At 69.7% G+C, this 12,987-nt stretch carries 11 protein-coding genes; 3 read left to right on the forward strand and 8 right to left on the reverse strand.

From position 1 onward, the window contains the following. Positions 1-88: 88 nt before the first annotated feature. From ACIQWG_RS19915 to ACIQWG_RS19925, 3 genes are read right to left on the reverse strand one after another with little or no spacing between them, the layout of a single operon-like run. Positions 89-499: a DUF6113 family protein gene (locus ACIQWG_RS19915; RefSeq protein ID WP_404097275.1), complete on the reverse strand. Its 411-nt coding sequence runs from the start codon at positions 497-499 to the stop codon at positions 89-91. Continuing rightward, positions 496-1,359 (reverse strand): N-acetyl-1-D-myo-inositol-2-amino-2-deoxy-alpha-D-glucopyranoside deacetylase, encoded by an 864-nt coding sequence (gene mshB / locus ACIQWG_RS19920; protein ID WP_404097278.1) that lies wholly within the window; start codon positions 1,357-1,359, stop codon positions 496-498. The genes ACIQWG_RS19915 and mshB overlap by 4 nt, the downstream gene beginning before the upstream one ends. A 46-nt stretch (positions 1,360-1,405) precedes the next feature. Next, entirely contained in the window at positions 1,406-1,600 is a 195-nt protein-coding gene (locus tag ACIQWG_RS19925) for a hypothetical protein (protein WP_019755516.1), read from the reverse strand. A gap of 175 nt (positions 1,601-1,775) precedes the next feature. On the opposite strand from ACIQWG_RS19925, the gene ACIQWG_RS19930 reads away from it, so the two are divergent. Continuing rightward, positions 1,776-3,896 carry a prolyl oligopeptidase family serine peptidase gene (locus tag ACIQWG_RS19930; protein ID WP_404097281.1) on the forward strand — a complete coding sequence of 707 codons (2,121 nt, stop codon included), beginning with the start codon at positions 1,776-1,778 and terminating at the stop codon, positions 3,894-3,896. Between the two features lie 148 nt (positions 3,897-4,044). Here ACIQWG_RS19930 and ACIQWG_RS19935 read toward each other — a convergent pair whose 3' ends face one another. The 5 genes from ACIQWG_RS19935 to ACIQWG_RS19955 are packed head-to-tail and all read right to left on the reverse strand — an operon-like array spanning position 4,045 to position 9,582. Next, positions 4,045-5,058 carry an ABC transporter ATP-binding protein gene (locus tag ACIQWG_RS19935; RefSeq protein WP_404097283.1) on the reverse strand — a complete coding sequence of 338 codons (1,014 nt, stop codon included), beginning with the start codon at positions 5,056-5,058 and terminating at the stop codon, positions 4,045-4,047. After that, positions 5,051-6,025 carry an ABC transporter ATP-binding protein gene (locus ACIQWG_RS19940; RefSeq protein ID WP_404097285.1) on the reverse strand — a complete coding sequence of 325 codons (975 nt, stop codon included), beginning with the start codon at positions 6,023-6,025 and terminating at the stop codon, positions 5,051-5,053. The genes ACIQWG_RS19935 and ACIQWG_RS19940 overlap by 8 nt, the downstream gene beginning before the upstream one ends. Positions 6,026-6,034: 9 nt before the next feature. Then, positions 6,035-7,033, reverse strand: coding sequence for an ABC transporter permease (locus ACIQWG_RS19945; protein ID WP_404097287.1), 999 nt, complete (start codon positions 7,031-7,033; stop codon positions 6,035-6,037). Next, positions 7,026-7,949, reverse strand: coding sequence for an ABC transporter permease (locus ACIQWG_RS19950; protein WP_404097289.1), 924 nt, complete (start codon positions 7,947-7,949; stop codon positions 7,026-7,028). Before ACIQWG_RS19950 ends, ACIQWG_RS19945 begins: the two co-directional genes overlap by 8 nt. A 7-nt stretch (positions 7,950-7,956) precedes the next feature. Beyond that, complete coding sequence (locus ACIQWG_RS19955) at positions 7,957-9,582, reverse strand: ABC transporter substrate-binding protein (protein WP_404097292.1); 1,626 nt, start codon at positions 9,580-9,582, stop codon at positions 7,957-7,959. A 413-nt stretch (positions 9,583-9,995) separates the two neighbouring features. Here ACIQWG_RS19955 and ACIQWG_RS19960 point away from each other — a divergent pair, with 413 nt between their 5' ends. Together ACIQWG_RS19960 and ACIQWG_RS19965 are read left to right on the forward strand one after the other, a co-directional pair. After that, the gene (locus ACIQWG_RS19960) at positions 9,996-11,882 is read left to right on the forward strand and encodes an ABC transporter substrate-binding protein (protein ID WP_404097294.1); all 1,887 of its coding nucleotides are present in this window, start codon (positions 9,996-9,998) and stop codon (positions 11,880-11,882) included. Between the two features lie 34 nt (positions 11,883-11,916). After that, complete coding sequence (locus ACIQWG_RS19965; RefSeq protein WP_404097297.1) at positions 11,917-12,984, forward strand: ABC transporter permease; 1,068 nt, start codon at positions 11,917-11,919, stop codon at positions 12,982-12,984. Positions 12,985-12,987 lie beyond the last annotated feature (3 nt).

Raw genomic sequence — 12,987 nt, forward strand, 5'->3', positions numbered from 1 at the left:
CCATACTGGCCACTTCTGGCCCGGATCCCACGACCGCCTGGGAAACCCACACGGGACTCGCACGTGTGCGGCGTGGAGAAGTGGTACGTCACTTGCCAAGTCGGACGCGGTCGCCACCCGGTTGCCGCAACGGTGCGAGGGTGGCGCAGATCACAGCAACAGCCATGCCGCCGAGCAGAAAGAGATAGGAGGCGGCTCCCGTGCCGAAGACGAAATCTCCTTCGGGGCGGGTGGCGGTGAGCAGGATCACGGTGACCGTCCAGCCGACGGCGGGCGCGACGGCGCCGGCCCGGCTGCCGACGGCCCGGGCGGCGCCCAGCAGGAGCCCGGCCTCGCCGGCGAGCGCCAGCAGCAGGCCGCCGGGCAGCCAGGCGGGCTGGAGCAGCGCCCCGGCCACGCCGACCACCGCGCCGAGCACGACGAGCCCGAGGTAGGCGAGGACGCGCAGTGCCGAGGGGCGCTTCAGCTTCAGCGGCTGGGCGAGCATCGACGAGCTCATGACGCCTCCCCGGACGCGAGACCGGCGAACAGGTCGGACTCCGGCCGCGCTCCCCGCTCGCCGCCCACCAACTCGTAGTACTCGGTGGTGAAGAGGGGTTGCGCGAGCTCGTTGGACAGCGCGAAGTACAGGTCGGCCACGTCGATCTGGGTGGCGTGCGCCCGCATCGCGGCGGCCTTGGCGGCGGCGTGCGCGGTGCCGTCGATCACGGTGGTGACGCGTTCGTCGTCGACCACACCCGGTACGTCCTCGACGCCGGCCGACTTGGCGAACGGCAGTCCGGGCAGATCCACCTGAAGCCGGGCGAACGCCTCCTCGGCGACCGTGCGCGGGACCCGGTTCCAGTAGATCTTGGGGATCTCCCACCCGGCGTCCGCGGCCAGCTCGGCGGCGCGCGTCGCGATGCGGTGGGTCTGGATGTGGTCCGGGTGGCCGTAGCCGCCGTCGGGGTCGTAGGTGACCAGGACCTGGGGGCGCACCTCCAGGATCACCTCGGCCAGCGCGCGGGCGGCCTCGTCGACGTCGGCCTGCCACAGGCTCGCCGGGTCGTCGTTGTCGGCGATGCCCATCATCCCCGAGTCCTCGTAGCGACCCTGGCCGCCGAGGAGACGGAAGTCCTCGACGCCGAGCTCGCGCATCGCGGCGGTGAGCTCGCCCAGGCGGTGTTCGCCGAGGGCGGTGCCGGTCAGGTGCCGGAGCTCGGCGGGGATGACCTCGCCGTGCTCACCGAGGGTGCAGGTGACCAGGGTCACCCGGGCACCCTCGGCCGCGTACTTGGCCATGGTCGCGCCGTTGTTGATCGACTCGTCGTCCGGGTGCGCGTGCACCAGGAGCAGACGTCGGTCGGGCAGATCCGTCATGGGCCCCACCCTACGAGGCGCCGCCGACAACGCCGCGTGGCGTCGCTCAGAACTTGATGCTGCCGATCATGCCCGCGATGTTCGTCGTCAGCTCACTGATGGTGGGCGCGACGGTCGAGGACGCCAGGTAGAAACCGAGCAGCATGCAGACCACCGCGTGGCCGGCCTTCAGCCCTGATTTCTTGATCAGCAGGAAGACGATGATCGCCAGTAGCACCACCGCCGAAATCGAGAGTGCCACGGCGGCTCACCTCCAAGAATCCCAGGCGCGGGGGTCGGACTATGGGGGCAGATAAATCCATGCAGCAGCCAGCAGGTTCATACCCACTATGCGACATTGATCATAACTATCCGGACGTGCGCATCGATCGGCGCACAGCCGCACAAGGGGGCGCACTGGCCAATATGGTCAGGGCATGACGACCGAGCCTGTCTCCTTCCCCCGACGGCACGCCCGCACCCAGAGGTTCACGCTCGGCGCTCCGCGCGCGTACGCGGTGTCGCCCGACGGTTCCCGTGTCGCGTTCCTGCGCTCCACCTCCGGTACGGATCCGGCGAGTTCACTGTGGGTGCTCGACACGGCGAGCGGCGAGGAGCGCGTGGCGGCGGATCCGCGCGCCCTCCTGAGCGGGGCCGCGGAAGACCTCTCACCCGAGGAGCGGGCGCGGCGCGAGCGCAGCCGTGAGGGCGGCGCCGGCATCGTCGCCCACGCCACCGACAGCGCCCTGGAGTTGGCGTCTTTTGCCTTGTCAGGACGGCTTTTCACGGCCGAGCTGCGCGCCGGCACGGCCCGCGAACTCCCGGTCCCCGGGCCGGTGATCGACCCGCGCCCGTCCCCCGACGGGCGGCACATCGCGTACGTCGCGCAGGGCGCGCTGCGCGTGGTCGGCGCCGAGGGTGAGGGCGACCGTGCGCTCGCCGAGCCGGAGTCGGAGGGCGTGACGTACGGACTGGCCGAGTTCATCGCGGCCGAGGAGATGGGCCGCTACCGGGGCTTCTGGTGGGGTCCGGAGTCCGATCTGCTGCTCGTGGCGCGCGCGGACGACACGCCGGTGCGCCGGTGGTGGATCTCCGATCCGGCACGTCCGGAGCGCGAGCCGCAGCGGGTGGCGTACCCGGCGGCGGGAACGCCGAACGCGGACGTACGGCTGTTCGTGATCGGTCTGGACGGGGTGCGCACGGAGGTCTCCTGGGACCGGGCGCGGTACCCGTATCTGGCGCGAGTGCACTGGTCAGCGGCGGGTGCGCCGCTGCTGCTCGTACAGGCGCGCGACCAGCGCAGCCAGCTGTTCCTGGCCGTGGACCCGGCAACCGGGGCGACCCGGATGGTGCACGCGGACGAAGATCCACAATGGCTGGATCTTTTCCCTGGGGTGCCCTGCTGGAGCCCTTCCGGGCATCTCGTCCGGATCGCCGACGAGGGCGGCGCGCGCGTCCTCGCGGTGGGTGAACGCCCGCTGACCGGACCGCAGTTGCACGTCCGGGCGGTGCTGGACGTCTCCGACGACGACGTGCTGATCTCTGCGTCGGCGGGCGAGGCCGCGGCCGACCCCGAGATCGGCGAAGTGCATGTGTACCGGGTGAACGAGCTCGGCGTGGAGCGCATTTCCCAGGAGCCCGGCGTGCATGCTGCGGTGCGCGCCGGGGGCGTGACGGTCCTGGTGTCCTATGCGCCGGATCGGCCCGGGGCCGAGGTCCAGGTACTCCGCGACGGAAAGCGGACGGCGACGGTCCGGTCGTATGCCGAAGATCCCGGTTCGACCCCGCGCATGACGCTCACCGAGGGGGGCGCACGCCGCATCCCGTGCGCCGTGCTTATGCCTCGGGACTACGCCGGCGACACCCCGCTGCCGGTGCTGCTCGACCCCTACGGTGGTCCGCACGGCCAGCGGGTGGTGGCCGCGCACAACGCGCATCTCACCTCGCAGTGGTTCGCGGACCAGGGCTTCGCGGTGATCGTCGCGGACGGCCGCGGTACGCCGGGCCGCTCGCCCGGCTGGGAGAAGGCGATCAAGGACGACATCGCGGCGGTCGTGGTGCAGGACCAGGTCGACGCCCTCCAGGCGCTCGCCGAGCGGTTCCCGCTCGATCTGACCCGGGTGGCCGTCCGCGGCTGGTCCTTCGGCGGCTATCTCGCGGGGCTCGCGGTGCTGCGCCGCCCGGACGTCTTCCACGCGGCGGTGGTCGGCGCCCCGGTCACCGATCTGCGTCTGTACGACACCCACTACCAGGAGCGCTACGTCGGGCACCCCGACGAGCAGCCGGAGGTCTACCGGCGCAACTCCCTGATCGACGACACGGGCCTGGTGGACCCCGCCGAACCGCACCGCCCGATGATGATCATCCACGGGCTGGCGGACGACAACGTGGTCGTCGCGCACTCCCTGCGTCTGTCCTCGGCCCTCCTCGCCGCCGGCCGTCCGCACGAGGTGCTGCCGCTGTCCGGGGTGACCCACATGACCCCGCAGGAGGAGGTGGCGGAGAACCTGCTGCTGCTCCAGCTGGACTTCCTGCGGCGGTCGCTGGGACTCCGCTAGACGGCAACGGACCGGGGTGACATGGCGCACCCCGGTCCGTTTACGGCACCCGCACGGCCGTACGTTGTTCAGACTGACGCGTCCGTATATCGGAACCGGGTCGGCCAAGTTGCCTGTGTGTTAACGCGGTTGATGTGCTTTTGGGAGACTATGCCTTCGCCTCGGCGAAGTGGCAGGCCGAGTCGTGCGCCGCGAGCCCGCTCGGCTCCCGGAACCACGGGGGCACGGTCAGCGGCGGCACCTCCTCGGCGCAGCGGTCCCGAGCCTTCCAGCAGCGGGTGCGGAAGCGGCAGCCGGAGGGCACGTTCGTCGGGGACGGGACGTCGCCCGCGAGGATGACGCGCTCCCGGTGTTCACGGGCCGCCGGGTCGGGGACCGGGACCGCGGAGAGCAGTGCCTGGGTGTAGGGGTGCGTGGGGTGGTCGTAGATCTCCTCGTCCCTGCCGATCTCCACGATCCGGCCGAGGTACATCACCCCGACCCGGTCGGAGATGTGCCGGACGATCGACAGGTCGTGGGCGATGAAGACGTAGGAGAGGTCGAACTCGTCCTGGAGGCGCTCCATCAGGTTGATGACCTGGGCCTGGACCGAGACGTCGAGCGCGGAGACGGGTTCGTCGGCGACGATGACCTCCGGGCGCAGGGCCAGGCCGCGGGCGATGCCGATGCGCTGGCGCTGGCCGCCGGAGAACTGGTGCGGATAGCGGTTGACGTGCTCGGGGTTGAGGCCGACCACGTCCAGCAACTCCTGGACCCTTCTGCGCCTTACGCCCTTGGGCGCCGCCTCCGGGTGGATCTCGTACGGCTCCCCGATGATGTCGCCCACCGTCATCCGGGGGTTGAGGGAGGTGTACGGGTCCTGGAAGACCATCTGGATGTTGCGCCGTACGGCCTTCAGGGCGCGGCCGGAGAGCCGGGTGATGTCCTCGCCCTTGTACTTGATGACGCCGGCCGTCGGACGTTCCAGGTTGACCAGCAGCTTGGCGACCGTGGACTTGCCGCAGCCGGACTCGCCGACGATGCCGAGGGTTTCACCGCGGTGCAGGGTGAAGTCGACGCCGTCGACGGCCTTCACCGAGCCGACCTCTCTTCGCAGGAGGACGCCCCGGGTGAGCGGGTAGTGCTTGACGAGCCCGCTGACCTCCAGAATCGGCTCAGCCATTCAGGCACTCCCTCCAGAAGTGGCAGGCGCTGCCCCGGACTTCGGACACCTCGTCGAGCGGGGGCGGGTCGGTGCGGCACACGTCCCGGGCCATCGGGCAGCGGGGGTGGAAGGCGCAGCCCTGGGGGATGCTCATGAGGTTGGGCGGCAGGCCCCTGATGGCGTAGAGCTGCTGCCCCTTCTGATCCAGCCGGGGAATGGAGTCCAGCAGGCCGCGGGTGTACGGGTGGGCGGGCGCCTTGTAGATGTCGTGCACCGGCGCCGACTCGACGATCCGGCCCGCGTACATCACCGCGATCCGGTCGGCGACGTCCGCGACGACGCCGAGGTCGTGGGTGATGAGGATGAGCCCCATGCGGTACTCGCGCCGCAGCTCCGCCAGCAGGTCCATCACCTGGGCCTGGACGGTGACGTCGAGGGCGGTGGTCGGCTCGTCGGCGATGATGAGGGCCGGCTCCAGGGCGAGGGCCATCGCGATCATGATGCGCTGGCGCATGCCGCCGGAGAACTGATGGGGGTACTGCCTGACGCGCTCCCTGGCGGCGGGGATGCGCACCCGGTCCATCAGCTCGACGGCCTTCGCGCGCGCGTCCTTCCTCGACATCCCCCGGTGCACGACGAACATCTCGCCGAGCTGCTCGCCCACGGTGAGCACGGGGTTGAGGGACGACAGCGCGTCCTGGAAGATCATCGCCATCTCGGCACCACGAACCTTGCGCCGCTCCTCTTCCTTCAGCTTGAGCAGGTCCCTGCCCTGGAAGAGGACCTCGCCGCCGGTGACCCTCCCGGGCGGTGAGTCGAGGATCCCCATGATCGCCTGCGCGGTGACGGACTTCCCGGACCCGGACTCACCGAGCACGGCAAGGGTCTCCCCCGCGTCCACCCCGTAACTGACGCCGTTGACGGCCTTGGCGACCCCGTCCCGGGTCCGGAACTCCACGTGCAGATCCCGCACTTCGAGCAACATGACGTGGGCTCACCTCAGCTTCGGATCAAGGGCGTCCCGTACCGCGTCGCCCAGCATGATGAAGGCCAGGACCGTGATCGCCAGGGCTCCCGAGGGCCAGAGGAGGGCGTGGGGGGCGTTGCGGATGTAGGGGGAGGCTGCCGAGATGTCGATGCCCCAGGAGACGCTGGGGGGTTTGAGGCCCACGCCCAGGTAGGACAGCGTGGCCTCCAGGGCGATGTACGTGCCCAGTGCGATGGTCGCCACCACGATCACCGGGGCCACGGCGTTGGGGGCGATGTGGCGCAGCAGGATGCGGGTGTTGGAGGCGCCCAGGGCTCGGGCCGCCTGGACGTAGTCGTTCTGCTGTGCGGTGATGACCGCGCCCCTGGCGATACGGGAGAGCTGGGGCCAGCCGAGCAGCACGATGAAGCCGATCACCGGCCAGACGCTGTTGCTCGTCACCACCGACAGCAGCACCAGGCCGCCGAGGACCACCGGGATGGCGAAGAAGACGTCGGTGATCCGGGAGAGGACCGAGTCCCACAGCCCGCCGAAGAAGCCGGCGAGCGCGCCCAGCACCGAGCCGAGGACCGCGACCCCCAGCGTGGCGCAGACCCCGACCGTGACCGACGTACGGGCGCCGTAGACCGTGCGGGTGTAGACGTCGCAGCCCTGGCCGTCGTAGCCGAAGGGATGGCCGGGTGAGGCGCCCTGCTGGGCCTTGGCGAGGTCGCACTTGAGGGGACTGCCGGAGGCGATCGCCGAGGGCCAGAGGGAGATCAGCACCAGGAAGAGGATGATCAGGGCGGAGACGACGAAGACCGGGTTGCGGCGGAGGTCGCGCCAGGCGTCGGACCACAGGGAGCGCGGTCGGCCCCCCGGTTCCGTACCCCCGGCCGGTGCCTTCTCGTCGGCGGTCGGCGGACCCTGCTCCAGCGTCTCCGCCTCGGTCGTGGCGAGGCCCATCGCCCCGCCCGCCCCGGTCCCCGCGACGGCCCCCTCCGGCTCGAACGGCGGCTCAGGCATAGCGGATCCTCGGGTCGAGTACGGCGTACAGGAGGTCGACGACCAGGTTGCACAGCAGGAAGACGAGGACGAGGACCGTCACGAAGCCGACGACGGTCTGGGTGTTCTGGCGCAGGATGCCCTGGTAGAGCTGAAAGCCGACGCCGTGGATGTTGAAGATCCGCTCGGTGACGATCGCCCCGCCCATCAGGAAGCCGATGTCCGCCCCGATGAAGGTGACGACGGGGATCAGGGAGTTGCGGAGCAGGTGGCGCGTGACCACTCGGTGTCTCGGCAGGCCCTTGGCCACGGCCGTACGGACGTAGTCGGAGCGCCGGTTCTCCGCGATGGAGGTGCGGGTCAGACGGGTGACGTAGGCGAGCGAGACCGAGGCGAGGACGAGGCCCGGGAGCAGCAGTTCGCCGAAGGGGGCCGCCGCGGAGACGGACGGCCGGATCCAGCCCCACTCCACGCCCAGCAGGAGTTGGAGCAGCAGCCCGGTGACGAAAGTGGGGACGGAGATGACGACCAGGGTGAGGAGCAGGACGCCCGTGTCGACGGGGCGGCCGCGCCGCAGGCCCGTGACGACGCCCAGCGTGACCCCGAGGACGATCTCGAAGACGATCGCCACGATCGTGAGCCGGAGGGTGACCGGGAAGGCCGTCGACATCAGCTCGGTGACTTCCTGGCCGTTGAACGCCGTACCGAAGTCCCCGGTGAAGACGTTCCCCATGTAGGTCAGGTACTGCTGCCACACGGGCTTGTCGAGGCCGAACTCCTTGCGCAGCTGGGCCGCCGTCGCCGGGTCGCACTGCCGGTCCCCGCACAGGCCCGCGACGGGGTCGCCCATCACGTTCACCATGAGGAAGATCAGCAGCGTGGCCCCGACGAAGACCGGGACCATCTGCACGAGGCGACGGACGACGTACTGCCCCATGGCCCGCTCAGCCGACCTTGATCTGGTCGTAGACCGGCACGCTGAACGGGTTGAGGGCCACGTTCGACAGCCGCTCGGACCAGCCGGCGCTGCCGTTCTGGTACCAGAGCGGGACGGCCGCCATGTTGTCCCGGACGACCGCCTCGGCCTTCTGGAACATCTCCACGGCCTTCGCGGGGTCGGTCTCGGCGTTCGCCTGGTCGACGAGCTTGTCGAACTCCGGGCTGGACCACTTGCCGTCGTTGGAGGAGGCGCCCGTGTAGTACAGCGGCTGGAGGAAGTTCTGGGTGAGCGGGTAGTCCATCTGCCAGCCCGCCCGGAAGGGACCGGAGAGCTTCTGGGTCGTGGACTTGCTGCGGAAGTCGGCGAAGGTGCCGATCGGGTTGCCGACGCAGGCCCGGTCGTTGTCCAGGGCGTTGTTGATGGAGTTACAGACGGCGTCCACCCACAGCTTGTGGGAGCCGGTGTCCGCGTTGTACGTGATCTTCACCTGGCCGCCGGGCAGCCCGCCGCCCTCCTCGATCAGCTTCCGCGCCGCGGCCGGGTCGTACACGCACCACTGTCCGCACAGCCCCGCCTTGTAGCCGCCCTCCGCGCCGAGCACCGGTGAGGTCCAGTCGGTGGCGGGGGTGCGGGTCCCCTGGAAGATGGTCCGGGTGATCTGCTCCCGGTCGATCGCGCGGGACAGGCCCTGGCGGACCTTGACCGAGCCGGGCTTGTTCCAGTTCTTGTCGTAGTGGGGGAAGGACAGGGTCTGGATGATGCCGGCCGGGGTGTTGAGGTAGCGGTCACCGAGATCGGCCTTGACGTTCTTCAGCTGCTGGGCCGGCACGTCGTCGACGAGGTCGAGGTTGCCGGCGATCAGGTCGGTGTAGGCGGTGTTGTTGTCCGTGTAGACCTTGAGGGTGACGCCGTCGTTGCGGGCCGCGTCCTCGCCCGGGTAGGCGCCCCACTTCGTCAGCCGCATCTCGGAGCCCTTGGTGTACGACTCCACGGTGTACGGGCCGTTGCCGACGGGCTTGGCCAGCCAGGCGGCGTGGTCGTCGAAGAAGGCGCGGGGCAGCGGGACGAAGGCGTTGTAGCCGAGGGTGTCGGGGAAGCTGGAGAACTTCTGGCCGAGCCGGACGGTGAAGGTACGGGCACCTGTGACCTTCAGCCCGGACATCGTCTCGGCGGTCGGTTCGCCCTTCTCCGGATGGACCTGGTCGTAGCCCTCGATGTACCCGAAGAAATAGGCGTTCTTCTGGTTGTTCCTCAGGCTTGCCCCGTAGTTCCAGGCGTCCACGAAGGACTTGGCCGTGACCTTCTCGCCGTTGCTGAAGGTCCAGCCGTCCTTGACGGTGATCGTGTAGTTCCGCGAGTCGGTGGTCTCGATCCGCTCGGCGAGCACGTCCTCGGCTTCGCCGGTCTTCGGGTCGTACTGCTTCAGCCCCCGGAAGATCATGTTCAGCACCTTGCCGCCCTGCACCTCGTTGGTGTTGGCCGGCTCCAGCGGGTTCTGCGGATCGGTCCAGGAGGAGCTGAGCACGGCACCGCCGGTGCCGGCGGTGTCACCTCCGCCTCCGCAGGCGGTCGTCGCGAGCGCGAGCGCCATCGCGCATGCGGCCCATTGGGCAGGCCTGGGTCCGCGCATGGGGTGCCTCCTCCTGACCGCGCCGCCCGGTTTTTGCCGCGCCTTGGCAGCAAATATCGGCAGCCGCGAGGAGCTGTGCATGCCCACGGCATCCATTCGAGGCGCCGTTAGCCCTTTCGGCGGCACCGGTCCGCCCCGCCTGCCCCACCTCCCCCGTCAGGCCCCCAACAGGCACTCTTCACCGGTCTCGACCAATGTTCGCCCGCTTCTGATCAACTCGCCGTTTTCGCAGGCCACACCCATGTTCGCGGGCGGTTGACGCACCGTTGACGCACGCAAAGCAGCGCTGATAGACACACTCATCAACCCAGTCGGCGTCACCCGGTCCAGCCCCGCTGCGGCAGGCGCAGCAGGTAGTCGCAGCAGTCTCGACAAGCCGTCCCCGTGCGAGCGATGACGTGAGGTCACGAGCCATGAGCACACAAGTCCCGTACGGCAGAGGGCGATCGCATCCGGGCGGGCCCCGGCCCCGCCCCGGCCGGCCCCGCACCGCCCGGCTTCTCGCGGCCGCAGTCGCCGCCCTGGCCCTCTCGGCCGGACTCGCTACCCCGCTCGCCCCGGTGCCCCAGCGGGCCGAGGCGGCGGACGGCGACAAGGTCCTCACCGTCGCCGTCGCGCAGAGCGTCGACTCACTGAGCCCCTTCCTGGCCCAGCGGCTGCTCAGCACGAGCATTCATCGGCTCACGTACGAGTACCTGACCAACTACGACGCGAAGGACGCCCACGCCGTCCCGGCGCTGGCCACCGAGTGGAAGTCGTCGCCGGACAAGCTGACCTGGACGTACACGATCCGCTCGGACTCCAAGTGGTCCGACGGGCAGCAGGCCACCGCCGAGGACGCGGCGTGGACGTTCAACAAGATGATGACCGACGAGGGCGCCGCCACCGCCAACGGCAGCTTCGTCGGCAACTTCGAGAAGGTCACGGCGCCCAGCCCCACCGAGCTGGTCATCCGGCTCAAGGAGCCGCAGGCCACGATGACCGCGCTGGACGTGCCGATCGTGCCCAAGCACGTCTGGGAGAAGGTCGACGACTTCTCCGAGTTCAACAACGACAAGAACTTCCCCGTGGTCGGCAACGGACCGTTCGTCCTCACCGACTACAAGGCCGACAGCTATGTGCGCCTCAAGGCCAACAAGGACTTCTGGCGCGGGGCGCCCAAGTTCGACGAGCTGGTCTTCCGCTACTACAAGGACCAGGACGCGGCGGTCGCCGCGCTGCGCAAGGGCGAGGTCTCCTTCGTCGCCGGCGCGCCCGCGCTGACGCCCGCCCAGGCGGCCTCGCTCAAGGGCGAGGAGAACATCCGCGTCAACGAGGGCCCGGGCCGTCGCTTCTACGCCCTCGCCACCAACCCGGGCGCCCGCGCGAAGAACGGCCAGAAGTTCGGCGACGGCCACCCCTCCCTGCTGGACGAGCGGGTGCGGCACGCCCTGTTCATGGCGGTCGACCGCAAGACCGTCATCGACAAGGTGTTCCAGGGCCACGCCGTCGAGGGCGAGGGCTACATACCGCCACGCTTCTCGTCGTACTTCTGGAAGCCGACGGACGGCCAGAGACTGGCGTACGACCCGGCGAAGGCGGCCCAGCTCCTCGACCAGGCGGGCTACCGCAAGAACGGCGACGGCAAGCGCGTCGGCAAGGACGGCAAACCGATCACCTACCGCGTGCTGTGCCACGCCACCGACCCGAACGACAAAGCGGTCGGCAAGTACCTCCAGGAGTGGTGGGGCGAGCTGGGCATCGGCGTGACCCTGAACTGCCTGGACAACGTCACCGACCCCTGGCTCGCCGGCACCTACGACCTGGCCTTCGACGGCTGGTCCGTCAACCCCGACCCGGACTTCGTGCTGTCCATCCACACCTGCGCGGCGCTCCCGTCGACCCCCAAGGAGACCGGCGCCACCGACAACTTCATCTGCGACAAGAAGTACGACGAGCTGTACGCCAAGCAGCTCGCCGAGTACGACCCCGCCAAGCGGACGGACATCGTCAAGCAGATGGAGTCGCGGCTGTACGACCTCGGGTACATGAACGTCATGGCGTATCCGAACGCGGTCGAGGCCTATCGGACGGACCAGATCAAGTCGATCACCACGATGCCGGCGAAGGCGGGCAACATCTACGGCCAGGACGGCTACTGGAGTTGGTGGTCCGCCGTGCCCGCGGACTCCGGCGGCTCGTCGGGAGACTCGTCCGCCACGGGTGTGGTCATCGGTGTCGTCGCGGGCGTCGTCGTCCTCGTGGGCGCCGGGGTGTTCCTCGCGATGCGACGCCGGGCCACGGCCGAGGACCGCGAGTAGAGCGGGCCGGTGACCGATCGGATGAGTGCTGCTCATGACCGCTGACGCGACGCCCTCGCTGCTAGAGGAGCCCGCCGCCGGCCCGGCGAAGACCGGGCCGGCGGCCCGCGGCCCGAACGCCCGCGCCACCGCCTATCTCCGGTACGTGGCGGGCAAGCTGGGCGGCGCGGTCGTCTCCCTGCTCGCCGTCCTCGTCACCAGCTTCTTCCTCTTCCGGCTGATCCCGGGCGACCCGGTGAAGTACATGACGGGCGGCCGCCAGGTGTCGGCGGAGCAACTGGCCGCGTACCGGCGCGAGTTCGGGCTGGACCTGCCGTTGTGGCGACAGTTCACGGACTACTGCGGCAAGGCGCTGACCGGGGACCTCGGCACCTCGTACCAGTTCCGGGCCCCCGTCATCGACAAGATCACCGAGGCGCTGCCCAACACCCTGCTGCTGACCGGCACCGCCTTCGTCCTCTACACCGTGCTCGGCATCGTCCTCGGCACCCGCTCGGCCTGGCGGCACGGCGGGCTCGGCGACCGGCTGAACACCGGTCTGGCGCTGACCCTCTACTCCGTCCCGTCCTTCTGGCTGGGGCTGCTGCTCATCATCACCCTGTCGGTGGGCGTCGGCCCGATCCCGGGCCTGTTCCCGACGGGCGGCATGGAGTCGGGCGGCGAGGAGGGCTTCGCGTACGTCGTCGACGTGGCCCACCACCTCGTGCTGCCGGTGCTCACGCTGGTCGCGGTGGAGTACGGCCAGACGCTGCTGGTCACCCGTTCGGCGCTGCTGGACGAGATGGGCGCCGACTACCTGACGACCGCACGGGCCAAGGGACTTCGCGACGATCTGGTGCGGCGCCGGCACGCCGTCCCGAACGCACTGTTGCCGACCGTGACGCTGATCTTCGTGAACCTGGGGCGGACCGTCGCCGGCGTGATCCTGGTCGAGACCGTGTTCTCCTGGCCGGGCCTGGGCGGGCTGTTCTACCAGGCGCTGAGCGTGCCCGATCTGCCGTTGGTGCAGGGCCTGTTCTTCGTGTTCGCCGCCGCGGTGATCGTCATGAACACCGTCGCCGACCTCGTGTATCCGCTGCTCGACCCGAGGGTGGGCCGATGACAT

The sequence above is a fragment of the Streptomyces sp. NPDC098781 genome, assembly GCF_044759995.1.
Classification (GTDB): domain Bacteria; phylum Actinomycetota; class Actinomycetes; order Streptomycetales; family Streptomycetaceae; genus Streptomyces.